Source organism: Campylobacter concisus (genome assembly GCF_902460665.1).
Taxonomy (GTDB): domain Bacteria; phylum Campylobacterota; class Campylobacteria; order Campylobacterales; family Campylobacteraceae; genus Campylobacter_A; species Campylobacter_A concisus_AL.
Genome location: NZ_CABPUR010000002.1, coordinates 493527 through 516509 on the forward strand (window position 1 = coordinate 493527; position 22983 = coordinate 516509).

26 protein-coding genes are annotated in these 22983 nt (G+C 38.1%); 17 read left to right on the top strand and 9 right to left on the bottom strand.

Translation table 11 applies throughout. The features are described from left to right. Window positions 1-41 precede the first annotated feature (41 nt). Genes folD through F3G66_RS05805 form a run of 3 tightly spaced genes read left to right on the top strand, consistent with a single transcriptional unit; the run spans window position 42 to window position 2456 of the window. Window positions 42-902 carry a bifunctional methylenetetrahydrofolate dehydrogenase/methenyltetrahydrofolate cyclohydrolase FolD gene (gene folD, locus F3G66_RS05795; RefSeq protein ID WP_149707435.1) on the top strand — a complete coding sequence of 287 codons (861 nt, stop codon included), beginning with the start codon at window positions 42-44 and terminating at the stop codon, window positions 900-902. Window positions 903-904: 2 nt separating this feature from the next. Then, window positions 905-1810, top strand: a complete 906-nt coding sequence (lepB, locus tag F3G66_RS05800) for a signal peptidase I (protein WP_149707436.1) — start codon at window positions 905-907, stop codon at window positions 1808-1810. After that, the gene (locus F3G66_RS05805) at window positions 1797-2456 is read left to right on the top strand and encodes a site-2 protease family protein (protein WP_223154221.1); all 660 of its coding nucleotides are present in this window, start codon (window positions 1797-1799) and stop codon (window positions 2454-2456) included. The genes lepB and F3G66_RS05805 overlap by 14 nt, the downstream gene beginning before the upstream one ends. A gap of 18 nt (window positions 2457-2474) precedes the next feature. Here F3G66_RS05805 and F3G66_RS05810 read toward each other — a convergent pair whose 3' ends face one another. Beyond that, window positions 2475-3860: a DUF4139 domain-containing protein gene (locus F3G66_RS05810; protein WP_149707437.1), complete on the bottom strand. Its 1386-nt coding sequence runs from the start codon at window positions 3858-3860 to the stop codon at window positions 2475-2477. Between the two features lie 110 nt (window positions 3861-3970). On the opposite strand from F3G66_RS05810, the gene rpiB reads away from it, so the two are divergent. Genes rpiB through ychF form a run of 6 tightly spaced genes read left to right on the top strand, consistent with a single transcriptional unit; the run spans window position 3971 to window position 8454 of the window. Next, window positions 3971-4414, top strand: a complete 444-nt coding sequence (gene rpiB / locus F3G66_RS05815) for a ribose 5-phosphate isomerase B (RefSeq protein ID WP_149707438.1) — start codon at window positions 3971-3973, stop codon at window positions 4412-4414. Further along, window positions 4411-4743 (top strand): hypothetical protein, encoded by a 333-nt coding sequence (locus F3G66_RS05820; protein WP_002939538.1) that lies wholly within the window; start codon window positions 4411-4413, stop codon window positions 4741-4743. The genes rpiB and F3G66_RS05820 overlap by 4 nt, the downstream gene beginning before the upstream one ends. A gap of 20 nt (window positions 4744-4763) precedes the next feature. After that, window positions 4764-5312, top strand: a complete 549-nt coding sequence (gene apt / locus F3G66_RS05825) for an adenine phosphoribosyltransferase (RefSeq protein WP_107708931.1) — start codon at window positions 4764-4766, stop codon at window positions 5310-5312. A 1-nt stretch (window position 5313) separates the two neighbouring features. Continuing rightward, window positions 5314-5919, top strand: coding sequence for a DedA family protein (locus tag F3G66_RS05830; RefSeq protein ID WP_021083652.1), 606 nt, complete (start codon window positions 5314-5316; stop codon window positions 5917-5919). Next, window positions 5900-7351 carry a leucyl aminopeptidase gene (locus F3G66_RS05835; protein WP_149707439.1) on the top strand — a complete coding sequence of 484 codons (1452 nt, stop codon included), beginning with the start codon at window positions 5900-5902 and terminating at the stop codon, window positions 7349-7351. The genes F3G66_RS05830 and F3G66_RS05835 overlap by 20 nt, the downstream gene beginning before the upstream one ends. Then, window positions 7351-8454, top strand: a complete 1104-nt coding sequence (gene ychF, locus F3G66_RS05840) for a redox-regulated ATPase YchF (RefSeq protein ID WP_149707440.1) — start codon at window positions 7351-7353, stop codon at window positions 8452-8454. Before F3G66_RS05835 ends, ychF begins: the two co-directional genes overlap by 1 nt. A 389-nt stretch (window positions 8455-8843) precedes the next feature. On the opposite strand, the gene F3G66_RS05845 is transcribed toward ychF, so the two are convergent. The 6 genes from F3G66_RS05845 to mscL form a co-directional block, all read right to left on the bottom strand. Further along, a complete protein-coding gene (locus F3G66_RS05845) occupies window positions 8844-9638 on the bottom strand; it encodes a phosphatidylserine decarboxylase (protein WP_149707441.1) in 795 nt (264 codons plus the stop codon). A gap of 1 nt (window position 9639) precedes the next feature. Continuing rightward, entirely contained in the window at window positions 9640-10752 is a 1113-nt protein-coding gene (locus F3G66_RS05850) for a metallophosphoesterase (protein WP_149707442.1), read from the bottom strand. A 191-nt stretch (window positions 10753-10943) separates the two neighbouring features. Beyond that, a complete protein-coding gene (locus F3G66_RS05855; protein WP_149707443.1) occupies window positions 10944-12314 on the bottom strand; it encodes a multiheme c-type cytochrome in 1371 nt (456 codons plus the stop codon). A 9-nt stretch (window positions 12315-12323) separates the two neighbouring features. Further along, window positions 12324-12896 carry a cytochrome c3 family protein gene (locus F3G66_RS05860; RefSeq protein WP_107690896.1) on the bottom strand — a complete coding sequence of 191 codons (573 nt, stop codon included), beginning with the start codon at window positions 12894-12896 and terminating at the stop codon, window positions 12324-12326. 120 nt (window positions 12897-13016) lie between these two features. After that, on the bottom strand, window positions 13017-13655 hold the full coding sequence (locus tag F3G66_RS05865; protein WP_084108542.1) for a Crp/Fnr family transcriptional regulator: 639 nt from the start codon (window positions 13653-13655) through the stop codon (window positions 13017-13019). A gap of 102 nt (window positions 13656-13757) precedes the next feature. After that, window positions 13758-14162: a large-conductance mechanosensitive channel protein MscL gene (gene mscL / locus F3G66_RS05870; protein ID WP_084040854.1), complete on the bottom strand. Its 405-nt coding sequence runs from the start codon at window positions 14160-14162 to the stop codon at window positions 13758-13760. 145 nt (window positions 14163-14307) lie between these two features. Between mscL and gltX the strand changes: the two genes are divergently transcribed. The 3 genes from gltX to F3G66_RS05885 are packed head-to-tail and all read left to right on the top strand — an operon-like array spanning window position 14308 to window position 17520. After that, a complete protein-coding gene (gene gltX, locus F3G66_RS05875) occupies window positions 14308-15603 on the top strand; it encodes a glutamate--tRNA ligase (protein WP_149707444.1) in 1296 nt (431 codons plus the stop codon). A gap of 8 nt (window positions 15604-15611) precedes the next feature. Beyond that, a complete protein-coding gene (locus F3G66_RS05880; protein ID WP_087578531.1) occupies window positions 15612-15905 on the top strand; it encodes a YggT family protein in 294 nt (97 codons plus the stop codon). Beyond that, on the top strand, window positions 15883-17520 hold the full coding sequence (locus F3G66_RS05885; RefSeq protein WP_149707445.1) for a lytic transglycosylase domain-containing protein: 1638 nt from the start codon (window positions 15883-15885) through the stop codon (window positions 17518-17520). Before F3G66_RS05880 ends, F3G66_RS05885 begins: the two co-directional genes overlap by 23 nt. Here F3G66_RS05885 and F3G66_RS05890 read toward each other — a convergent pair. Further along, window positions 17441-17920 (bottom strand): hypothetical protein, encoded by a 480-nt coding sequence (locus tag F3G66_RS05890; protein WP_149707446.1) that lies wholly within the window; start codon window positions 17918-17920, stop codon window positions 17441-17443. The two genes, F3G66_RS05885 and F3G66_RS05890, sit on opposite strands and share 80 nt — an antisense overlap. Window positions 17921-18040: 120 nt before the next feature. On the opposite strand from F3G66_RS05890, the gene mobB reads away from it, so the two are divergent. From mobB to F3G66_RS05915, 5 genes are read left to right on the top strand one after another with little or no spacing between them, the layout of a single operon-like run. Further along, window positions 18041-18520: a molybdopterin-guanine dinucleotide biosynthesis protein B gene (mobB, locus tag F3G66_RS05895; protein WP_149707447.1), complete on the top strand. Its 480-nt coding sequence runs from the start codon at window positions 18041-18043 to the stop codon at window positions 18518-18520. Beyond that, the gene (locus tag F3G66_RS05900) at window positions 18520-19383 is read left to right on the top strand and encodes a class 1 fructose-bisphosphatase (protein ID WP_262481510.1); all 864 of its coding nucleotides are present in this window, start codon (window positions 18520-18522) and stop codon (window positions 19381-19383) included. Before mobB ends, F3G66_RS05900 begins: the two co-directional genes overlap by 1 nt. Next, window positions 19383-19601, top strand: coding sequence for a hypothetical protein (locus tag F3G66_RS05905; protein WP_021090564.1), 219 nt, complete (start codon window positions 19383-19385; stop codon window positions 19599-19601). The genes F3G66_RS05900 and F3G66_RS05905 overlap by 1 nt, the downstream gene beginning before the upstream one ends. 15 nt (window positions 19602-19616) lie before the next feature. Further along, entirely contained in the window at window positions 19617-21551 is a 1935-nt protein-coding gene (metG, locus tag F3G66_RS05910; protein WP_149707449.1) for a methionine--tRNA ligase, read from the top strand. Further along, on the top strand, window positions 21552-22535 hold the full coding sequence (locus tag F3G66_RS05915) for a ferrochelatase (protein ID WP_103579555.1): 984 nt from the start codon (window positions 21552-21554) through the stop codon (window positions 22533-22535). Here the strand turns inward: F3G66_RS05915 and ybeY are convergent. Then, window positions 22532-22969 carry an rRNA maturation RNase YbeY gene (ybeY, locus tag F3G66_RS05920; RefSeq protein WP_103577114.1) on the bottom strand — a complete coding sequence of 146 codons (438 nt, stop codon included), beginning with the start codon at window positions 22967-22969 and terminating at the stop codon, window positions 22532-22534. The two genes, F3G66_RS05915 and ybeY, sit on opposite strands and share 4 nt — an antisense overlap. Window positions 22970-22983: the final 14 nt, after the last annotated feature.

Below are 22983 nucleotides of genomic sequence, written 5' to 3' on the forward strand. Positions count from 1 at the left end.
CCACCCTTGTGATTAAAAAAGCTTTTAAATAAGGATCCAATATGAAAATTTTAGACGGCAAAGCCGTATCTTTAAAGGTCAAAGAAAGCGTAAAAGTAAGAGCTGAAGAACTAAAAAAATTTGGCGTAGAGCCAACCCTAGCTGTTATCTTGGTAGGCGAAGATAAAGCATCTCAAACATACGTTAGAGCCAAAGAAAAAGCCTGCAACGAATACGGCATAAAAAGCGTAGCTCACCGCCTAAGTGAAAATACAACCCAAGCAGAGCTTCTAGCACTTATAAATGTGCTAAATTTAGACGATAGTATCCATGGAATTTTAGTGCAGTTGCCACTTCCAAAACATATAGATACAAACACCGTTTTAGCAACGATCGATCCAGCAAAAGACGTAGATGGCTTTCACGCTGTAAATGTTGGCAAGCTTGTTAGCGGCCTTGAAGGCTTCGTGCCTTGCACACCGCTTGGCGTGATGGAAATTTTAAAAGAGTATGGCATTGATGTGGCTGGACTAAACGCGGTTGTTATAGGCAGAAGTAATATCGTTGGCAAACCTATGGCAAATTTACTCCTAAACGCCTCTGCAACGGTTACCGTAACGCACAGCAAGACTAAAAATTTAAAAGAAATTTGTAAAAATGCCGACCTCATCGTCGCAGCCATTGGTAAGCCATTTTTCTTAAAGGCTGACATGGTAAAAGATGGCGCAGTAGTCGTTGATGTGGGTATAAACAGACTTGATGATGGTAGACTTGTGGGCGATGTGGATTTTGATGAAGTCGCACCAAAATGCTCATACATCACGCCAGTTCCAGGAGGTGTGGGTCCGATGACGATTGCGATGCTTTTAAACAACACAATCCTTGCAGCCCAAGCTAAGATAGCTAGCCATAAAAGAGCGTAATAATGAAAAAATTTTTTACTAAATTTTATGACTTTTGCTCAAGCTGGACAGGCACTGTCATCATCGTGCTTTTTGTTATATTTTTCATAGCTCAAGCCTTTGTTATCCCGTCTGGTTCGATGAAAAATACGCTTTTAGTTGGTGATTTTTTATTTGCAAAAAAATTTGTTTATGGTATACCAACACCAAGAATTCCATGGCTTGAGGTAAAAATTTTACCCGAGCTAAATGACAATGGTCACCTCATAACTGGCGATGGTCCGGCAAGAGGCGATATAGTCGTCTTTCGTTATCCAAAAGATGAAAAGACCCACTTTGTAAAACGCTGCTTTGCCACAAGCGAAGATGAGATAGTATTTACCGAAAAAGCCTTATATTTGCGTCCAAAAGAGGGAGATGATTTTATAAAGGCAAACTGCCGTGAAAATTTAAATGGTAAAGAGAGCAAATTTGGCTACTCATGTAGCGATATAACCGAGCTTGATGGTAAGCTTTTCATAAAAGAGCCATATAGATTTAGCGGCATCCACTACGATGAAAATGTAAATTTATTTGAGCAGATGATTTTCATGCTAAATACAAACAAAGATAGTGTTTTTATGAAGCCAGTGTCCATTAGCTCATTGCCGCAAAATCAAAATTTTAACCTTAATGCATTTTACGTAAAAGTACCAAAAGATGAATACTTCATGATAGGTGACAACCGCGATCACTCAAATGATAGCCGCTTTTGGGGAAGCGTGGCTTATAAGGACATAGTCGGTCAGCCTTGGTTTATATATTTTAGCTGGGATAAGAACTACAATGTGCGCTGGGAACGTATCGGGCGTTTTGTAGATACGATAGAAAATGACGAATTTTTCACTAACAAAGCTCTAAAAGAAGGCGAAGTAGATGGGCTTCATTGATAACATGGACATAGTTAAAATCGCCACTATCGTCATCTCTCTAATAATCGCCATCGTCGGCCACGAGATCGCTCATGGCTATGTCGCTTATAAATTTGGCGACAACACCGCAAAAAGTCTTGGCAGACTTAGCATAAATCCTATAAAACACATCGATCTTGTTGGCACTATCATCGTGCCACTGGTACTTTACCTAAGCACTGGTATGATGTTTGGCTGGGCAAAACCAGTGCCTGTAAATACCTACACAGTCGTGCGAAATGGCGGCTACAAGGCAGCTATCTACGTAAGTCTAGCTGGCATCTGCTACAACGTCATCTTAGGCATCTTGTCGCTTTTTGTGCTAAAGGCTTTATTAAATATAGAAACCTTTGAAATTTTACTTCAGTTTTTATTTACGCTTGCGCTTTTAAATTTGATGTTAGCCATCTTTAACCTCTATCCGATCCCACCACTTGATGGCTTTCACGCACTCGAGTACGCACTTAGAAATTTTGGCTTTCATGCACTGGCTGAAAAGCTTGAGGGCATCTCAAGATATGGCTTTGTCATCCTTATTATCATCCTTGTTTCGCCGTTAAAAGATACTATCTTTTATCCGACAAGATACGTTTTAGATATCGTAAGTGCATTTATAAATGGCTAAATTTAGAGCAAATTTGCTCTAAATCTTTGGCTTTGTGATCTTATAAGAGTACTCTTTTTTAAATTCCTCTTTTGGTGCAAGGCTAAATTTAAGCTCCACCTTGCCATCTTTGCTGATATCTTTTTTATCAAAGCCCTTTACCTCGACCTTTACCGACTCGTCAGCAGAGACTGGCACGCGATCGATCAAAGCGATATCGACACTCTTGCTCGAGTTATTTTTGACACTTATCTCATAGCCCTCTTCGCTTATGCGGTCTTTGCCAAGAAGCGAGCTCTTTTTAAATTTATTTAAGCGCTCTTTTTTAAGCTCGATTAGCTCGTTTTGTCCTAAAAAGAGCCGAGAAGTCTCATCTTTAGCTTTCATCTCAAACTCGCTTGGACTGCCAATACTCACACCATTAACATAAAACTGCGTTTTAGCTGGCGTTAGATCATCATTTAGCTTAAAGCTAGCCACATTATATGCTTTTAGCGAACCGTAAAAATCAGCAAAAACGCTAAAATTTGCATCCATTTTTTGCGTATCATAAGTTATATATTTGCTCTCACCTTTTGCTAAATTTATCCCATCTATCTTCCAAATTTTGGCAAACTCATTCTCATCTCTTTGCACACGCATATCAGCGACCTCAGCAGTGACTTTCGCAGCTCTTAGCATATTTTTTGAAGCGCCGTAACCATCAGCCTCTGCCTCACTCTCCTCATACCAAGGGTAAAATTTACTTGGAGCAAGCGCCTTTTGATATCTGGTTGGATAGATGGCGAGCTTTAAATTTTTAACTTCGCTTGCAAATGGGTTGGTGAGTAAAATTTCTTGTTTTATCAAGATATTTTTGTTTTTTGTGTCTGCATAAATTTCATTTAGCGTCTTTGGGGCCTCATCATCCATATATGAAAGCGTCGCCTCTTTTGGGTCGCAAGCAAATTTCATATCAAGCTGCAAAAATCCAGCCATTTCGCTCTTTGGCTCATTTTCTTTAAGCGCTTCAAGCTCACTTTTAGCAGCTGAAATTTTCTCGATATTTTCTAGGCTAAATTTATAAAACTCATCAGCTCTTTTTGTCACATCGTTACTTTTGTTTTCTCCTATCAAAGCTTGCTCTATAAACCTGCCTCTTGCATTTAGCGCCTCAATCTTGCTACTTAAATTTGCAACTTCCTGCTTCCATTTTATGTAACCCGGACTATTTTCTTCGCTGATCTTTTTTAGATTAGCATTTGCGTCACAATCGCCATTTATAGTGATGCTCTCACTCTGCACACCTTCTGGCACAAAGGCGCTAAAAGAGCTATTTGCGTCGCTAAATTTTTGAGTGATGATGGTTTGATCGGTGTAGATCTCTATCAAATTTTCATTTGCAAAGGCTAGCACTGAAGCCATTAAAAAGAGCGTCTTTTTCATATTTTTCCCTTTTAAGAATTTCACAAATTATAGCCTTTTCTCTCATGCAAGCAAAATTTTATTTTAATGCAACTTTCACTATAATCTGCAAAAAATTTATTGGATTTTTCATGAAAATAGATAAAATTTTTATCGCTTGCGATCACGCTGGAGTAGAGCTAAAGGCAGAGCTAAAAGAAGCCATAAAAAAGCTTGGTTATGAAGTCATTGACCTTGGCACGAATGACAAAAATAGCGTTGATTACCCTGATTATGCGCATTTGCTAGCGAGCAAGCTTGAGCCTGACTGCTACGGCGTGCTCATTTGTGGCACAGGTATCGGCATCTCAATCGCTGCAAACAGGCATGAAAACGTAAGGTGCGCCCTTTGTCACGACGAATTTACCGCAAGACTTGCAAGAGAACACAACGACGCAAATGTAATTGCTTTTGGCGCAAGAGTTATCGGAGCTGGCGTGGCTACAGCAGCACTTGAAACATTTTTAAAAACAGAGTTTGCAGGCGGCAGGCACGAAAGAAGAGTTAAAAAAATAGAGCTTGAGGAAGCCAAATGATAGGCGAGTGGATCGTTTTTACCGCTCTTGTTTGTGCTGCGATCTACCTAACTGTTATGGTTTTTTACTTCAAAACGCTTCTAAAAAAAGAGCGTGCGACAAAAGATTTTATGAAAAATAACCTCCAAGACACCGAGGTCGTCATAAGAAAATTTCAGATCCAACTTCAGCGAAGCCTCGGTAACATCGACATCTTAACAGACGAGCTAAACAAAACTAAAAACGACGTGACCTCGCTTCGCACAAGAAATTCCCAGTACCGTTTAGAAAACGACAAGCTAAGACAACGCATACGTGAGCTTGAAGGCAAAATCGAAGCGCTACTTTAACATCAAATTTAAGGAAATTTATGAAAATTTTAGATCAAAATGGAAGAGAATTTTTACTAAACTCTATTCGCTGCATAAACGACTTCCCAAAGCCTGGCATAGTCTTTCGTGACATCACGACGCTACTAAATAACAAAGAGGCATTTAACTTTTTGATAGATCATTTGGTGGCGAGATATGAGGGTGCAAATATCGACTACATCGCTGGCATCGAGTCTCGTGGCTTCATCTTTGGCGCAGCGCTTGCAGCGAGGCTAAGGCTACCTTTTGTGCCTATTCGCAAGCCAAAAAAACTGCCTTTTATCACACTTTCTCAAAAATATAGCCTAGAATACGGCGTCGATGAGGTACAAATTCACATCGATGCTTTTGGTGAAAAAGCGGGCGCTAGAGTGCTTTTGATGGACGATCTCATCGCGACTGGTGGCACTGCAAAGGCTTCAGTCGAGCTTATCAATCAAACTAACGCAACCTGCGTAGAGGCGTGCTTTCTCATAGATCTAGTCGATCTAAAAGGTAGCGAAAAGCTAAAGTCGCTTACTAAAATTTACAGCGTTTTAGAGGTTTAGAATGGAAGAGTTTTTTATAGAACTGCTTAAAGAGTACGGCTACATCATACTTTTTGTCTGGTGTATCATGGAGGGCGAGATGGCCTTAATAATGGCTGGAATTCTCGCTCACACCACGCACATGCACATCGCGCTTGCTATCTTTGTGGCTGGACTTGGAGGCTTTGTGGGAGATCAAATCTACTTCTACCTTGGCCGTTACAATAAAAAATACATCGCAAAAAGGCTTCACACGCAGCGGAGAAAATTTGCAGTAGCGCACATAATGCTGAAAAAATACGGCTGGCCGATCATCTTTTTGCAACGCTATATGTATGGCTTTCGTGTCATCATACCGCTTTGCATAGGACTTACTGGCTATGATGCTAAAAAATATGCCTTTATAAATTTGATCAGCGCTTGGTGCTGGGCGGCGATCACCACCATACCTGCTTGGATACTTGGCGAGCATATATTAGTGCTGCTTCAAAAAGCAAAAGAGCACTGGTACGTCGCTATCCCAGTGGTTGCCATATTTATGGGGCTTTTGATATATACATTTAAGCGCATCGAAAATAAAATTTTAAACGAAAGGAGAGACAGAAGACATGCAGTTTCAAATAGTTGATAAGAAATTAAAAGATATAAAAGCTGATATTGAACTAATTTTCGTAGTAGATAAGGACTTAAAACATAAATTTATAGGCGATAAAGAGGCTATTAAATTTAATAATTACAAAGGCGATAGCGTCCTCATCCTAAGTGAGGCAAAAAGGGCTTACGTGCCACTTTCTAAGCTTGATCTTGACGAGTTTAGAGTTGCAGCCGCTAAAGCTTACAACGCTCTAAAGTCACTAAACATTAAGAGTATAAAGCTAGCTTCTTACGTAGTGGAGTGCCAAAAACTAAGCTTTGAAGCACTTGCTGAGGGCTTTTTGCTTGGGAGCTATGAATTTAATAAATATAAAGAGAAAAAAGAGAAATACACCCTAAAAGAGATCATCTTTTCTACTGAAGAATTTTCTAGCAAAAAGGTCGATCTAAAGGCAGCAAACGAGGGCTTTAAAGAGGCAGAGATAATAGCAAATGCTACAAATTTCACAAAAGATATCGTAAATGAAATCCCAGAAATTTACACACCGCAAAAGATGGCGCAAGACGCTTTAAATTTAGCCAAAAATATCGCCAGCATAAAGTGCGAGGTCTATGACGAGAAATTTCTAGCAAAAGAGAATATGAACGCATTTTTGGCGGTAAATCGCGCAAGCGTGCATAAACCAAGGCTCATCCATCTAACATACAAGCCTAAAAAGTCTAAAAAACGCATCATCTTTGTCGGCAAAGGCCTAACATACGATAGCGGCGGACTTAGCTTGAAGCCGGCTGATTATATGCTTACTATGAAATCAGACAAAAGCGGCGCAGCAGCAGCTCTTGGCATCATAAAAGGTGCAGCAGAGTTAAATTTACCATTTGAAATTCACGCCATTTTAGGTGCAACTGAAAATATGATCGGCGGCAACGCTTATAAGCCAGACGACGTGCTTATTTCAAGAAGCGGCGTTAGCATAGAGGTGAGAAACACCGACGCAGAGGGACGTTTGGTGCTGGCTGACTGCCTAAGCTACGCGCAAGACTTTAAGCCAGACATCCTAATCGACATGGCAACCCTAACTGGCGCTTGCGTCGTGGGACTTGGCGAATACACAACAGGCATCATGGGCAACAGCGAGAGCCTAAAAAATGAGTTTAAAAACAAGATAAAAGATAGCGGCGAGCTAGCGACTATACTTGATTTTAACCCTTATCTTAGTGAGCTCATCAAAAGCCAGATCGCAGACGTTAGCAACTGCGCCTCAAGCAGATATGGCGGCGCGATCACAGCTGGCATGTTTCTAGCCAAATTTATCAAAGATGAGTATAAAGATAAGTGGCTACACCTTGATATCGCAGGTCCAGCATACCGCGAAAAGGCTTGGGGATACAACCAAGCAGGTGCGAGCGGGGCTGGCGTTAGGATGAATTTATACTTTTTACAAGCACTTAGCAAGGAGAATTGATGGGACTTTCAGTTGGAATTGTAGGCCTACCAAATGTGGGTAAATCAACGACATTTAACGCACTTACAAAGGCGCAAAATGCCGAGAGCGCAAACTATCCATTTTGTACGATCGAGCCAAACAAAGCTATCGTACCAGTACCTGATAAGCGCCTAAATGAGCTTGCAAAGATAGTTAATCCTAATAAAATTCAATATTCAACCATCGAATTCGTAGATATCGCTGGCCTTGTAAAAGGGGCGAGCTCTGGTGAGGGACTTGGCAATAAATTTTTATCAAACATTAGGGAGACCGAGCTTATTTTACACATCGTTCGCTGCTTTGAAGATGAAAATATTACTCACGTCGAGGGCAGCGTCGATCCGGTAAGAGACATCGAGATCATCCAAACCGAGCTGATACTAGCTGACATCGAGCAGTTAAACAAAAAGATAGAAAAGCTCACAAGAGAGGCAAAAGCAAATGCAAAAGGTGCTAAAGAGGCGCTTGAGGTAGCAAATTTGCTTCTTGCTCACTTAAACGATGGCAAAAGCGCAAGCAGCTTTGAGCAAAGAGATAGCGAGGCATTTTTGGCACTCAACAAAGAGCTAAGGCTTCTAAGCGCAAAAGAGGTAGTTTATGGCGCAAACGTTGATGAAGAGGGGCTTAGCGAAGATAATAAATTTGTAAAAGCGCTAAAAGAGTATGCTAAAGCTTCAGACCACGAGGTGATCAAGCTTTGCGCCAAAGTCGAAGAGGAGCTAATAGGTCTAAGCGACGAAGAGGCTCACGAGTTTTTGGCATCTCTTGGCACGAGTGAGAGCGGACTTGAGAAGATCATCAAAACGTCTTTTGCTAAGCTAAATTTGATAAGCTATTTCACCGCTGGCGTCGTTGAAGTAAGGGCTTGGACGATCACAAATGGCTGGAAAGCGCCAAAAGCAGCAAGCGTCATCCACAACGACTTTGAGAGAGGCTTTATCAGAGCTGAAGTGATAAGCTATGATGACTACATCGCACATGGCGGCGAAAACGGAGCTAAAGAGGCTGGCAAGATGAGACTTGAGGGCAAAGACTACGTCGTACAAGATGGCGATGTTATGCACTTTAGGTTTAATGTTTAATTTTAGCCCTCTTTTGGGCTAAATAGTCAAAAAATATTTAATCCTTGGGCTGTTCAAAACTTCCTTATTATATTCTTTTGAAAAATATACTAAGTTATCTTATGTCTTATTAATATCTTTATTGATACATAATTTTTCTACAAACAATGTATAAATACCATTAGCCCCGTGATATAAATATGGGTTTTATGTGTAAGCCAATTAAATCTTAAGATAAAGTACTAAATCGAGAGAAATTTGGATATATAAAATAATACATTCATCATCTTTTACAAACTTTTAAATTTATAATAATTTTTAAAGACTATATAAAACTTACCACCAAAATCTGAGCAAATAGGACACCGGCCAAGTAGGGTATAAAAATTTTACTTATATGCCTAGCATATTTATTTTATTATTCCAATGGTCTCAGCAAATTTAAGCTCTTTATTTTCAAAGAGATTGTATTCGATTACATCTTTTTCGCTTAGTATCACGATAGTTGAGCCAAGCTCGAAATTTCCGAGGCGTTCGCCCTTTTTGATATGTAAATTTTTATACTCGTAAAATTGTGTAAAATTTGCCATCGCATTTGTCTGTATACGCTCATCAAAACAAAATTTCATCTTTCCGACATTTAGCGCACCTACAAAAACAAGCCAAAGTTTCTTACCATTTTTTATCTCACAAGATAGCGCTACGCGTTCGTTCTTTGTATAAAGGCTGTCTACTTTTGCAAGCCATTTTGCAGCCACGCTGTAAAGCTTACCCGGAATGTATATGGCTTTTTTAATGGCAATATCGCAAGGCGCATGATAATGATGATAATCTTTTGGGCTAAGATAGATATTTGCAAAGTCATATTCGCCCTCAAGCTCACTCTGCCCCAATAGTTCACTTACACTATACTCCATGCCTTTTATGCTAAAGGCCTTTAGCTCCTTTGTGCTGCCAAAACTAAGACAAGTACCATCAACTGGGCTTATAAACATCTCATCTGCTGCATCAAAATCTCTTGGTTTTATGAGCCTTCTAGTAAAAAGCTCATTTAAATTTTTATATTCATTCGCTGGCTTAAACTCGCTCATATCTATCTTAAACAGCTTTATGTAAAAAGAATTTATGGCCTCTTGAAGTGGTTTGTAAAAGTTAATCCTTGCAACCTTTCCAAAAATTTGAGAAAACAGATTGTCTTTATTCATTTTATTCCTTACTTAAGTTTAATATTGCAATCTCACTTGGAGCAAAAATTCTAACAGGAGGCCCCCAAAATCCAGCACCACTGCTAACATAAGCTTGCATTTTATCATTAATCTTATAAAGCCCATGTAAAAATCCCTGATCAAGTAAAACCAAAAGGGAAAAAGGGAAAATTTGACCAGCGTGTGTATGACCGCAAAGAACTAGATCGACATCTTTTTGCATAGTTTTTATAAATTTTGGCTGATGCGAGAGTAAAATGGTAGGCAGTGCCTCATCACGTCCTGATAAAGCCTCATCTAAATTTGGTTCTAAATTTTTAAACCTAAAGCCAGCCAGATCGTAAACGCCAGCTAGATTTATACTTGCAATTTTTTTGTTTTTATTACCTAAAATTTCTATGCCAAGAGAACTGATCTTTTCTAAAATACCATCTATCCCGTGATAATACTCATGATTGCCAGGGACATAAAAAGTCCCATAAGTACTTTTAAGACTTTTTAATGGCTCCAAAAAATCTCCTATAAAAGCAGCATTTACATCAACTAAGTCGCCTACTATCACTACGATGTCAGGATTTGCCAAATTTATGTCATTGACGAGTTTTTTCATAAAGTCTTTCTGCAGAAATTCTCCTATATGCACGTCCGTTATCATGGCTATTTTTAAGCTGCTTTGTAAATTTTTTATTTTTATATCTACTTGCCTTATTTTTGGTGGCGTTAAAGCATTGAAAATACCTTTTAAAAAACAAGCAATTACAAAAATGACAAATGTAATGTCAAAGCAAAATTTTATAAATTTTCGTCTTGTTGGACTAAAGCTACTTTTAGAAAAAATGCTACGTAAAATATCGTAAAATAGACTAACAGCAAACAAAAATAGTGAAAAACCTATGAGCGTACCAGCGATCAAATAAATCTCAATGCTTAAAAATGAAAACCTGATCTGAAGAACAAATATAAACTCAAAGATACAAATAACATATAAAATTATTCTGATTTTTGCAAGATATGGTATAAAAAACGAGACCTTTTTTATGAAACGATTATATGAATAAAAATTTATAAGAAAACTAAATATAAATGCTCCGATAATAATTCTCAAAAGTCCCAAGAACTCTCCTTATAAAAAATAAAAATTATATTTTATATTTTTAAATTTGTACTATAAAATTAATATCTTATTTTTAATGTTATTAGTCTTAAAAATTGTATAGTTTTGAACGTATAAAAAATGATTTAAGTTGATTAAATCTAATAGTTATTTAAGAAAGTAAGGTGGGAGAAAACCCACCTTATAAAGAATTATTTAACTTTACCAGTTTCCATTCTTTGTTTGTGTATCTCACGAAGTTTTCTAATATCATTTTTAACTTCGAATACTCCATGCCAGTGTGAGTAGTCAGGACCACCCATTAAAGCACCTTGTCTCATACGACGACCTTCATGGTGCCACATATGGTAGTAAACATCTTGGAATTCATCCTCCCAAGCGTCTTCAAGTAGTAAGTTTTTAGCTTTTAACTCTTCAAGCATCTTAGTTGCTTCAGCGTTATAAACGTTATAAAGCGCAACTTGCTTATCACCGATAGCAAAGAAGTTATCTGTGTGAGTTGGTGTATGGCAAGCTTTACAAACTAGTTTCATCTCAGCACGTGCTTTTTCAGGATCGCCACTTGGGTGACCTGCTAGAGGTGTACCAATGTTTAGTTTACCAGTTTTTTCGTAAATAGTAACAGCTTGTTCATCACCAGCTGTTCTTAGCTTACTGCTAATGCCCCATAGGTTCCATTTTAGTCTTCTTGAAACGTTGTGAGTTGTTGTTGTTTCACCAACACCGCTCATATGACAAGCTGCACAAGTTGGAGCTCTAAAATCTGGTACATCCCATGTGTCAGGAGCAGCATCAAAGTTCCATTTATGAGCTTCGCTGTTGTAGATATGTCCGTGCATTGAGTTGTTGAATATCTCAATATCTGGGTGATCAGGTCCAAGGTGACAAGACGCACAAGCAGCTGGTTTTCTAGCCTCAGCTATGCTAAATGTGTGTGCACTGTGACATGATTTACATCCGCCTACACCGCCATCAGGATAAATGTTAGCTATACCATAGTTAGGCCATGACTCTGGAAGTGGTTTGTGATTAGCATCAAGTTTAATAACTGTACCGTGGCACTGAGAACAACCAGTAGCATCTGGAGCCATTTTGTATTCTGGATGGTCCATACCTTCGTAGTGATACATTAGTTTTACCATCGCAGGGTTAGCATACATTTGCATACCGCCTCTTGCGTGACCACTCTTAGTAAATTCTTCAACCTCATTCTCGTGGCACTTAGCACAAGTTTTTGGGCTAACTAGCATTGAAACGTGGTTGTTAGAATCTTTTGGATGTACCTTAACTGAAGCCATAGGATTATCTGCATTTACAGAGTGGCAATCCATACAACTTACGCCAACGTGAGCGTGGCGACTATTTTTCCAATCGGCAACTATGCCGGGCGTCTCTTTAGCGTGGCACTCAACACAGCTTTTTGATAAGTCTGACATTTTGTGAGCAACTTTAATATTTTTTACAACATTAAGGTTTAAAGCGTCAGATTTATTTGCATCCATGTTTGCGGCAAAGCCAAAAGACATTAGACAGGCTAATAACATTAGCGACTTTTTAAACATCTCTCCTCCTTACTTGGTTTTATTGTTTTCTTGTTTTTTAATTGCTTCAAATTTATCGATTTGTAGTCCTAAATTCTTGTGACCAACGTGTTCGTGGCAGTCAACACATGATTTTTTATTAGGATTTCCAAGAACGAAATAATCTCTATGTGGCAAGAATGATTTACCAGCTTGAATAACATTTTTTAAATTTGAGTGACAAGTCAAACATCCACTATCATAGACGAAATGAGATGCATGCTCACGTTTTTTTCGCCAGTCGATCTTGTCAGTATCTGTAAAAAATGTCTTATAACCATCGTTTATCGATACTTTAAGTTTTGTAAGTACATAGGTATAGGCACTTGTATGATTTAGGTGACAGGCTGAACATTCAGCTTTTATGCCAAGCTTGTTATTGCCGCCGTGTACATCTTCATGATATGCAGCATTCATAGGATCCATCGTGTGACAAATGGTACAGATGTAGCCACTACCAGTCGCATGAAGTGCATCAGCTATACCCATAGAAGCGATAAGGCCGATTACGATGCCTATTATCACAGATGACCAAACAAAAAATCTCTTCTTAACTTCAGCCAAAACTTCCTCCTGAATTTATCAATATATCGTAAATTTTTACGAAAATTTTAAGTGAATACTATCAAAAGATATATAAATTTTTTCTTTAAGTAAATAAAAATATTTATTTGATATTAACTTTCAATAAGAATAAATTTCTTGCAGTCCACCTACATCTTTTTCCAAAATTTGGTTCTTCTCGTCAAGTTTAACCAAACCATTGGTTTTAAATTTATTTAAAATTCTTGAAAAAGTTTCTGGAGTCATGTTAAGTATTGATGAAATTTTCGTATGTTTTAGCTCGTTAAATAAATCTTCATGATCTAAAATAAACCTAGCCACTTTTTCTTCTGAGCTTAAAATTAACTCTTGATGAAGTAGATTTGTTGTGATTCTTATCTTTTCAGACATTGATTTTAAAAATTTCATACAAATTTCTGGTTTTATTAAAAATTCTGCCGCGAATTTTTCATAATTTATCTTTAATACCTCGCCAGATATAGTAAAAATAGCACTAGCTGGGTAGACAATATTTTCAAAATTTACGACTTCAGCTACAAAATTCATAGGTGCTAACTGATGAATAAAAATTTCTTTTCCGTTTGCCGTGGTTTTATAAAGCTTAACAGAGCCGCTTATTAAAAATATTAACCATTTTGGCTCCTCGCCTTCTATAAATAAAAATTCACCCTTTTTATACTTTTTTACGACACTTATGGCTTCAAGTTTGGCTAAATCTTCTTCGTTTAAGCCTTGAAAAAATGGGATTTTCTCTATCATATTTTCACTCGCCTTTTTAAAATAAAAAATATTTTAGCATATAAAAATAAGATAAATTTTAATAGATTTTCAAAGGGAATTTTCCCTTTGAATTGTATGAAATTATTTTTTAAGTAGATCTCTAATCTCAGTTAAAAGTGCAATGTCAGCTGGAGTTTCAGGCTCTGCTGGAGCTGGCTCCTCTTTTGGTAATTTATTTTTAAGTGTATTTAAAGCTTTGATAACGCAGAAAATACAAAATGCGATTATTAAAAAATCAACCATTGTTTGTATAAATGAGCCATAGTTTATCGTAACAGCAGGTACGCCATCTACTGCTTCTTTTAATGTAAGTTTAAGATCAGTGAAATTTACACCGCCAGTTAAAACGCCAACAACTGGCATGATAACATCGCCAACTAGTGATGAAACGATCTTTCCAAACGCACCACCTATAACAACACCAACTGCCATATCTATGACATTTCCGCGCATCGCAAATTCTTTAAATTCGCTTATAAAACTCATTGTTTCTCCTAAAAATGTTAAATTTTTGTTCGGATTTTATTCAAGAAATGCTTTGCTTCGGCTAAAAAAATCAAATTACATAACTTTAAATTTATCAAGCTGGTGTTATAATCCAAACTCAAAATTTAACGTAAGGAATGAGCTTATGTATCGTTTTGCACCCTCTCCAACAGGAGATATGCACATAGGAAATTTACGTGCCGCTATTTTTAATTATATTTGTTCTTTGCAAGATAAAAGTGGCTTTATTTTACGCATAGAAGATACTGACAAAGAACGAAATATTGAGGGAAAAGAGAAAGATATCTTAGAAATTTTAAGCAAATTTGGCATAAAGCCAGAGCAAATTTACATCCAAAGTGAAAATTTAAAATTCCACAGGCAGCTAGCTTCAAAGCTTCTTATCGATAAAAAGGCCTTTGCTTGCTTTTGCACCGAAGAAGAACTCGAGGCAAAAAAACAAAAAGCAAAAGAGCAAGGCGTGGCATATAGATATGACGGTACCTGCGAGAGACTAAGCGATGCTGAAGTTTTAAACTGCGAGAAGCCATTTGTCATCCGCATGAAAAAGCCAACACGCACTATGAGCTTTACAGATGCGATCAAAGGCGAGCTGAGCTTCGAGCCAGACGCTGTTGATAGCTTTGTCATCATGAGAGCGGACAAAACTCCAACTTATAACTTCGCCTGCGCAGTCGATGATATGCTTGAGGGCGTAACCTTTGTCATACGCGGCGAGGACCACGTGAGCAATACACCAAAGCAAGACCTCATACGCGAGGGCCTTGGCTATACCGGTAAGATGAACTACGCGCATTTGCCTATACTTTTAAATATTGAAGGTAAAAAAATGAGCAAACGCGAGAACGAATCAAGCGTAAAATGGCTCTTTGAGCAGGGATTTTTACCTGAAGCGATTGCAAACTATTTGATACTTCTTGGAAACAAAGCTCCAACTGAAATTTTTACGATCGAAGAGGCGGTGAAGTGGTTTGATATAACCAAAATTTCACGTTCACCTGCTAGATTTGACGTGAAAAAACTTGAGCAGATAAATAGAGAACACATCAAGCTTGCTTCAAAAGAGCGCATAAAAGAAATTTTTGGCGTAGATGAGAGCAAGGCTGAGTTAGTTAAATTTTACACTCAAGAGAGCTCTCTAGTACCTGAGATAAAAGCAAAAGTAGAGGCTATATACTCACCAAAAATAGCTCCAGATGAGTATAAAAACGAATTTGAGATCATCAAAAAAGCAGCTCGTAATTTAAAAGCTTGCGAAACATTTGATGAGTTTAAAAAAGAGCTTATGAGCGTTACAAATTTAAAAGGTAAAAACTTTTTCATGCCACTACGTGCGCTGCTTACAAACGACCTTCACGGTCCTGAGCTAAGCGAGCTCTATCCTCTTATCAAAGATGATCTCGCGAAAATTTTAATCTAGGAGTAAAAATGATACTTTCCACCCTATTTTCAGCGATTGCAAACATTTTGCACCTTATTATCACGGTCTATACTTGGATCATTATCGCAGCAGCTCTGATTAGCTGGGTCAGACCTGATCCTAGCTCGCCGGTCGTGCAGCTACTTTATAGGCTAACTGAGCCAGTTTATAGCTTTATTAGGCACTACATAAAAACAAATTTTAGTGGTATCGACTTTACTCCGCTTATTGTGCTTTTAGCACTTCAATTTTTAGATCAATTTTTAATAAGGCTTTTATTTGGTTTTGCTGCGTCACTTTAGTATTCTCTCTCTTGCCTGTGTTGCTCTTTTGGGCAAAATTTACACCTACGAAGAGCTAAAAAAAGAGCCAAAAAGCCTAGCAAAAGACTACTACATCAACCGCCTTATCAACGAGGGCAGTTATACAAAAGAGCAGATCGCAGAGCTTTCACGTGATGTATTTAGAAAAGCAGGCCTTGTTCAAAAATCAATCGATAAAATTTTACCTCCAAAAGCAGCTCCTAGCAAATGTCCTGGCGTAAATGCAAAAAATATCACCCAAGCAAATCTATCTTGCCAAAATTTGCTAACATCTATTACTTTTAGCTTAAAGCTTGATAATCATACTCGTGAAATTTTGGCAGCTAATCTTGCAAAGACAAATCCAGAAAAATCAAAAATTTTACTCGCATTAAATGAAGTAAATCCGGCTAAAGCTTTTGCAAATTTAAATGATACAAAGAGCTTTCTAGAGCTATTTAACGCCTCTAGCCCGCAAAATAAAAGTATACTTTTTAGCGAAAGCTTTGATGCAAATTTCATGACCAAGCTATACTCTCAAAAGGGCTTTACAAATTTATTAAACGATATTGTTTTTAATAAAAAATATGAAGGTTTTAGAAGAAATTTGCTAAGCATCGATCCAGCCATCACTGAGAAAAATGATGCTTTTACGCTTGGATTAAATGCCATTTTACTAGGACAAGACGATATCGCTTTTAGTCTTTTTGCAAGAGCTAAAAGTACATTTGAAAGAGCTTGGCAAAGAGATAATGCGACCTTTTGGCAGTACCAGATAAGTAAAAACGAAAGCTTTTTAAAAGAGCTAGGTGCCAGCAAGGATGCAAATATCTACTCGCTTTACGCAAGAGATTTGATCGGTGGCGAACCACTTGAAGTCATCGTGCCAAGGCCTAATAAGCAAAATATCGAAAATTTTGACGTGAGCGATCCGTTTTTATGGAACAAAACTGTAGCCCTTGCAAAAGATATGAATGCCACGCAAGCAAGCGAATTTGCGAAGAAATTTTATACAAACGAAAGCATCGGCGCCTATGCATACTTCATGCAAAAGGCGCATGGCTGGGAGAAGCAATACTTCTTAATGCCAAGCTCTCCTGAGCTTGAGGGCATCAGCAACGAGAGAAAGTCAATGATCTACGCTCTGGCTAGACAAGAGAGTCTCTTTATCCCAAGCGTAGTTTCTACTTCATACGCCCTTGGTATGATGCAGTTTATGCCATTTCTCGCAAATGCGATCGGCAAAAAAGAGCTAAAGATCCCAAATTTTGATGAAGACGATCTTTTTAAAACAGATATTGCATTTAAATTTGCAAATCACCACCTAAACTATCTTGATAAATTTCTCTATCATCCGCTATTTACCGCATACGCGTACAACGGCGGTATCGGCTTTACCAAAAAGCTTATCACAAGAGATGATATGTTTAAAGAGGGAAAATTTGAGCCATTTTTGTCGATCGAGCTTGTCCCAGTCGCAGAAACTAGAAACTACGGCAAAAAGGTGCTTGCCAACTACGTGATCTATATGGCGCTTACTGGTTCCAATATAAAGATTTCGCAACTTTTCGAAAATTTAACAAAACCTGCTTTGACTGATAAATTTCGAAACTAAGTGCTAGATCATCACTTTGCTTACTTGGTGCGGTCACTTCATAATAGAGCGCCCAAGGCATAGAAAATCCAGCAAATTTTAGCATCTCGTCATTTTCATCAAGTAGTCTTGCATTTGTGCCATTTGAGTCGTTGTTTACCTTAATATTATTTAGCTCGCTAGCGTGCTCTTTTGGATTTATAGCCACCAAAAAGTGCTCTTTGCTTGCATCTAAATTTGAGTTATATATAGGATTTAGATAAGTTGCTACAATTAGCGTTCTATCGGTACCGTCAATAATCTCGCTCTTGCTTGTGTAAGCTAGAAGCTCATTTTTTAACGGCTCATGTACAATTACTTTTTCACCAGCACAGCCAAATATCATCAAAATAAATACAAAAAACGATATAAATTTGCTCATAAGAACTCTTAAATTTCTAAAATTTCTGCCATTTTAGCATTTTAATTTTTAAATTTCACTCATAAATTTTAAAGCCAACATAAGTTATAATCGTGAGAAATTTTAACAAAAAAGGTTCTTATGAAAAGACTTGCTATCGCTTTTTCTGGCCCTTCAAATAGCGGAAAAACAACTCTTATTTTAAAAGTTGCAAAGAAATTTATAGACGATGGTTTAAAGGTTGCGATAGTAAAACATGATCCGGGCGACAAGGCCAAATTTGACGTTGAAGGCAAGGATAGCTTTAAATTTTCACAAACTGGGGCAGATGTGGTGGTGATGAGTCCGACTAGAACAACTTATTTTTCACAAAATCCACAAGAAATTAGCGATGTCATTAAAATGCTAGGTGAGTTTGACATGCTCTTAGTCGAGGGTTTGAAGACGCTTCCACTACCAAGATTAAGTGTTTTTAAAGATGAAATAGATGAAAAATATCTTAGCTTTTCAGATGCGATCGTAACATACAAAAAACAAATTCCTTACGAGATAAAAAATATAAATTTAGACGATATAGACGCTATTTGTGCGTGGATAATCAAAAATGCAAAGGCTGTATAATGCAAGAATTAAACCAAATTTTTAACACCATAAAAGAGATCGCAAAAGAGATAAGCGAGGTCATAAAATACGCCGACCTTGGCTACACAACTCACGAAAATGCAACCGGAGACACACAGCTAAAGCTTGATGTCAAAAGCGACGAGATCATCACGGCTAAATTTAAAGAGCTTGCCTGCGTAAAAGCACTAATTAGCGAAGAGAAAGAGGACGCTCTTGAGATAAATAAAAATGCTAAATTTATAATCGCTTACGATCCACTTGATGGCTCAAGCCTAGTTGATGTAAATTTTGCCGTTGGCTCGATCTTTGGCATCTACGAAAACGAAGTAAAACCAGAAAATTTAATAGCCGCAGCTTACAGCATCTATGGTCCAAGACTTGAGCTGGTAATTGCTGAGAAAAAGGGCGCTTTGCCTAAATTTTATAGACTTGGCAAAGATGGCGAGTTTAAATTTGTAAAAGAGCTTGAGCTAAAAGAAAAAGGCAAGCTAAATGCCACGGGAGCCACGCAAAAGGGCTGGAGCCAAACGCATAGAAATTTTATAAACGAGCTATTTAACGAGGGCTACAGACTAAGATACTCAGGTGCAATGGTGAGCGATTTGCATCAAATTTTACTAAAAGGTGGCGGTCTTTTTAGCTACCCAGCAACGAGCGATCATCCAAATGGCAAGCTAAGAGTAGTCTTTGAGGTGTTGCCATTTGCCTTCATATATGAAAACGCAAAGGGCGCAACGACAAACGGCAAAAACCAAACACTTTTTGATATAAAAATAGAAAAAATTCACCAAACAACGCCATGCTTTTTTGGCTCACGTGATGAAATTTCACTTTTACATAAATTTTACGAGCAAAAATAATGCAAGAAACACAAGCAAGCGAGTCACTTGACGCATTTGAACTAGCCTTAAAGCAAAAAGCAAAAATTTTGCAAGAGTGCCAAAGCCAAAAAGGGCAAAAAAGCTGCTTTAACTGCGAAGTATTTTTTGACTGCGAGACAAGAAAAGAGTACGTAAATAGCTGCTACAACTCGATGTCAAAAGGCAATACTGGCAGTGATGGTGGATTTGATTTTTAAAATTAAAGGAAAAATATGAAAGAAAAAGCTTATATAACTACCCCAATATACTATGTAAACGACGTGCCACACATTGGCCACGCATATACGACCATCATCGCCGATACACTTGCTAGATTTAACCGCTTGCAAGGCAAAGAGACCTACTTTATGACGGGCACAGACGAGCACGGACAAAAGATCGAGCAAGCAGCTCGTGCTAGAGGCAAGACTCCAAAAGAGTACGCCGACGAGATTAGCGCTAAATTTAGGTCACTTTGGGATGAGTTTGAGATAAGCTATGATCATTTTATAAGAACGACCGACGAAGAGCACAAGCAAACCGTACAAAATGTCTTTGAAAAGATGCAAGCAAATGGCGATATTTACAAAGGCGAATATGAAGGCTTTTACTGCGTTAGCTGCGAGACATTTTTTAATCAAAGAGATCTACTGGAAGACAATCACTGTCCGGACTGCGGCCGAGCTACATCTTTAGTTAAAGAAGAGAGCTACTTTTTCAAGCTTTCAAAATATGAAGACGCGCTTTTAAAATGGTACGAAAATGACGAGCTTTGCGTCATCCCAAAAGGTAAGAAAAACGAGGTCGTAAGCTTTGTAAAAGGTGGACTAAAAGATCTTTCAGTAACTAGAACGAGCTTTGACTGGGGTATAAAGCTACCAAAGAGTGCAAACGACGACAAGCACGTTATGTATGTCTGGCTTGACGCGCTCATAAACTACTTAACAACACTAGGATACTCAAGAGATAACGCTAGAATGGACTTTTGGCCGCATACGACACACATCGTCGGCAAGGATATTTTACGCTTTCACGCAGTTTACTGGCCGGCATTTTTGATGAGCCTTGGTTTACCACTGCCAAAACACGTAGCAGCTCACGGCTGGTGGACTATAAATGGCGAAAAAATGAGCAAAAGCAAGGGCAATGTCATAAACCCAAGAGAGGTCGCAAATGCTTACGGACTTGAAAATTTCAGATACTTTTTGCTTAGAGAAGTACCATTTGGACAAGATGGCGATTACAGCCAAAAGGCTTTGATCGAGCGTATAAACTCAGAACTTGGCAACGGTCTTGGTAACTTGCTAAGCCGCATTGTTGGCATGAGTGCAAAGTATAGCGACTATAAAATCGACTCAAAAGACGTGATCAAATTTCACAAAGCCGAGCTTGATGAAGCAAAAGGCTATCTTGATGAGGCTATTAAAAATTTAGAAAATTTAGCGACAAACCGCTACTTAGAGGATCTTTGGAAGGTCGTAACGCTTGCAAACGCAGCCGTTGCGAAGTATGAGCCATGGTCGCTCGTAAAAGCTGGCAAAAGTGACGAGGCAAACGCACTTGTGGCACTTTGCGCAAATTTACTTGCAAAAGTGGCGATACTACTTAGCCCAGCTATGCCAAAAACTTGCGCCAAGATAGCTGATACGCTTGGATTTAGCATAGATACGGCATCTTATGAAACTCTTGTATTAAAAAATGAAATTTCAAATTTTGTGGCAAAAGCTACAGAGCCACTTTTCCCAAGGATAGAAAAAGAGCTAATGGGCGAGGCAAGAGAGGCAAAAGTGGAGGCAAAAGTGGAGGCAAAAGCTGAGCCAAAAGAGGAGAAAAAAGAAGAAGGTATCATTAACATCGATGACTTTGCCAAGATCGTGATAAAAGTAGGCGAAGTGCTCGAGTGCGAGAGGGTTGAGGGCAGTGAGAAGCTGCTTAAATTTAAGATAGATCTTGGCGAGGAGCAGCCACGTCAAATTTTATCTGGCATCGCCAAATACTACGAGCCTAGCTCGCTTGTGGGCAAGCAAGTTTGCGTTTTAGCAAATTTAAAAGAGCGAACGATGATGAAAAAATATGTCTCACAAGGCATGATCCTAAGCGCATCTGATGGCTCGCTAACGCTTCTTGGTACGCAAGGCAAAGTTAAAAATGGTGCGATCGTTGGCTAAATGACAATAGAAAATTTAACACGCCTAATAAATGCCGAGGCTCTAAACGCGCCGACGATAACTAGCGTAAGCGAGTTTGTTTTCGAGCTAAAGCATGTAAGACGTGGCTTTGCGTATATTTGCTTAAACGCGAACGATAGCGACATAGAAACAGCGATTAAACAAGGCGCATACGCCATAATTAGCGAAGATAATGTGCCAATTATCGACAAAGAGATCGCCTTTTTAAAAGTTAGTAGCTTACAGACCGCCATGATAAAGCTCATGAGATTTGAGGCTACTCATAAAGATTTAAAATTTTGCGCCGTAAATCCTTTTATAAATGACTTTTTAGAAAAATCAAAGCTTGGCTCTAACGCACACGTCATGTCAAAAAATATTACTGAGCTTTTTAATCAAATTTTTCACGCAAAGGTCTTTGATATCTTTTTTGGCGATGATACAAGAACACTTCAGCGAATATCGCCTCTTTTTGAGACCATTTACACAGATACAACTATGCACGAGATAAATCCGAGCTCGATCTTTTTTACAAACACAGTCTTTAAGCAAACATACTATCAAAACTTAAACATACCACGAGTTTTTGCTGGGATGTTTTATGGGCTTTTAAAATTTCTTGATAGCAATAAAATTTCATTTAAGCCTTACGAAGGTAGGATTCACGGGCATTTTGACCCGATTTTTATAGATAAAAATTTTATTCCTACTAGTTTTGGAAATAGCTTTAGAGCCATAATTACTGAAAGCGATGAAGATTTATTCATAAGCCAAAGTATATTTTTAAATAAAAAATTTAGCCCTGATGAGATAAAAATTTGCTTGCCAGAAGGCTCTTTGTTAAAAGTACAAAACGCAATCTACTTTAAAAATTTAAGCGAGATAAAAAAGCTTAAAAATTTTATCTACATATTGATTTTATGCCAAAAAGAGGAGCTTTTAGAAGAGCTTCACAAAACATCTGAAGAAAATCTACTCTTTTAGTTTTTATTATTTATAAGATCAATCAGCCTAACATCCTCGCTTCTTACTATTAGACTTTTAGGCAGCTCAAATTTCTTGATAACCTCGCACTCTTTTTCTCTCATTTCGCCATCATCTTTTTCATGATCAAATCCCAAGATATGAAGCAATCCATGTGTAAAAAGTAGTGCGGTTTCGGCCTCTTCACTATGATTTAGCTCTGCAGCTTTCTCTTTTACCATATCTTTGTTTATAACGATTGAGCCAAGTGGGGCGTGAATGACAAGCTCAAGCGGAAAGCTTAAAACATCTGTCGTTTTATCAATGCCTCGCTCAGTTTTATTTAGTTCTCTCATCTCTTCTTTATCAACAAAAACTAGCTCGATTTCTCCTAGTGTCAAATACTCACAAATTTCATCTAAAATTTTTGGATAGCTCTCTTCGCAAAGTATCATTTTAGGCTCCTTCC

What these genes read in the sequence shown, in the direction of transcription:
- folD (WP_149707435.1), top strand. Translation starts at nt 42, where the DNA reads ATGAAAATTTTAGACGGCAAAGCCGTATCTTTAAAGGTCAAAGAAAGC.
- lepB (WP_149707436.1), top strand. Translation starts at nt 905, where the DNA reads ATGAAAAAATTTTTTACTAAATTTTATGACTTTTGCTCAAGCTGGACA.
- F3G66_RS05805 (WP_223154221.1), top strand. Translation starts at nt 1,797, where the DNA reads ATGGGCTTCATTGATAACATGGACATAGTTAAAATCGCCACTATCGTC.
- F3G66_RS05810 (WP_149707437.1), bottom strand. Translation starts at nt 3,860, where the DNA reads ATGAAAAAGACGCTCTTTTTAATGGCTTCAGTGCTAGCCTTTGCAAAT.
- rpiB (WP_149707438.1), top strand. Translation starts at nt 3,971, where the DNA reads ATGAAAATAGATAAAATTTTTATCGCTTGCGATCACGCTGGAGTAGAG.
- F3G66_RS05820 (WP_002939538.1), top strand. Translation starts at nt 4,411, where the DNA reads ATGATAGGCGAGTGGATCGTTTTTACCGCTCTTGTTTGTGCTGCGATC.
- apt (WP_107708931.1), top strand. Translation starts at nt 4,764, where the DNA reads ATGAAAATTTTAGATCAAAATGGAAGAGAATTTTTACTAAACTCTATT.
- F3G66_RS05830 (WP_021083652.1), top strand. Translation starts at nt 5,314, where the DNA reads ATGGAAGAGTTTTTTATAGAACTGCTTAAAGAGTACGGCTACATCATA.
- F3G66_RS05835 (WP_149707439.1), top strand. Translation starts at nt 5,900, where the DNA reads ATGCAGTTTCAAATAGTTGATAAGAAATTAAAAGATATAAAAGCTGAT.
- ychF (WP_149707440.1), top strand. Translation starts at nt 7,351, where the DNA reads ATGGGACTTTCAGTTGGAATTGTAGGCCTACCAAATGTGGGTAAATCA.
- F3G66_RS05845 (WP_149707441.1), bottom strand. Translation starts at nt 9,638, where the DNA reads ATGAATAAAGACAATCTGTTTTCTCAAATTTTTGGAAAGGTTGCAAGG.
- F3G66_RS05855 (WP_149707443.1), bottom strand. Translation starts at nt 12,314, where the DNA reads ATGTTTAAAAAGTCGCTAATGTTATTAGCCTGTCTAATGTCTTTTGGC.
- F3G66_RS05865 (WP_084108542.1), bottom strand. Translation starts at nt 13,655, where the DNA reads ATGATAGAGAAAATCCCATTTTTTCAAGGCTTAAACGAAGAAGATTTA.
- mscL (WP_084040854.1), bottom strand. Translation starts at nt 14,162, where the DNA reads ATGAGTTTTATAAGCGAATTTAAAGAATTTGCGATGCGCGGAAATGTC.
- gltX (WP_149707444.1), top strand. Translation starts at nt 14,308, where the DNA reads ATGTATCGTTTTGCACCCTCTCCAACAGGAGATATGCACATAGGAAAT.
- F3G66_RS05880 (WP_087578531.1), top strand. Translation starts at nt 15,612, where the DNA reads ATGATACTTTCCACCCTATTTTCAGCGATTGCAAACATTTTGCACCTT.
- F3G66_RS05890 (WP_149707446.1), bottom strand. Translation starts at nt 17,920, where the DNA reads ATGAGCAAATTTATATCGTTTTTTGTATTTATTTTGATGATATTTGGC.
- mobB (WP_149707447.1), top strand. Translation starts at nt 18,041, where the DNA reads ATGAAAAGACTTGCTATCGCTTTTTCTGGCCCTTCAAATAGCGGAAAA.
- F3G66_RS05900 (WP_262481510.1), top strand. Translation starts at nt 18,520, where the DNA reads ATGCAAGAATTAAACCAAATTTTTAACACCATAAAAGAGATCGCAAAA.
- F3G66_RS05905 (WP_021090564.1), top strand. Translation starts at nt 19,383, where the DNA reads ATGCAAGAAACACAAGCAAGCGAGTCACTTGACGCATTTGAACTAGCC.
- metG (WP_149707449.1), top strand. Translation starts at nt 19,617, where the DNA reads ATGAAAGAAAAAGCTTATATAACTACCCCAATATACTATGTAAACGAC.
- F3G66_RS05915 (WP_103579555.1), top strand. Translation starts at nt 21,552, where the DNA reads ATGACAATAGAAAATTTAACACGCCTAATAAATGCCGAGGCTCTAAAC.
- ybeY (WP_103577114.1), bottom strand. Translation starts at nt 22,969, where the DNA reads ATGATACTTTGCGAAGAGAGCTATCCAAAAATTTTAGATGAAATTTGT.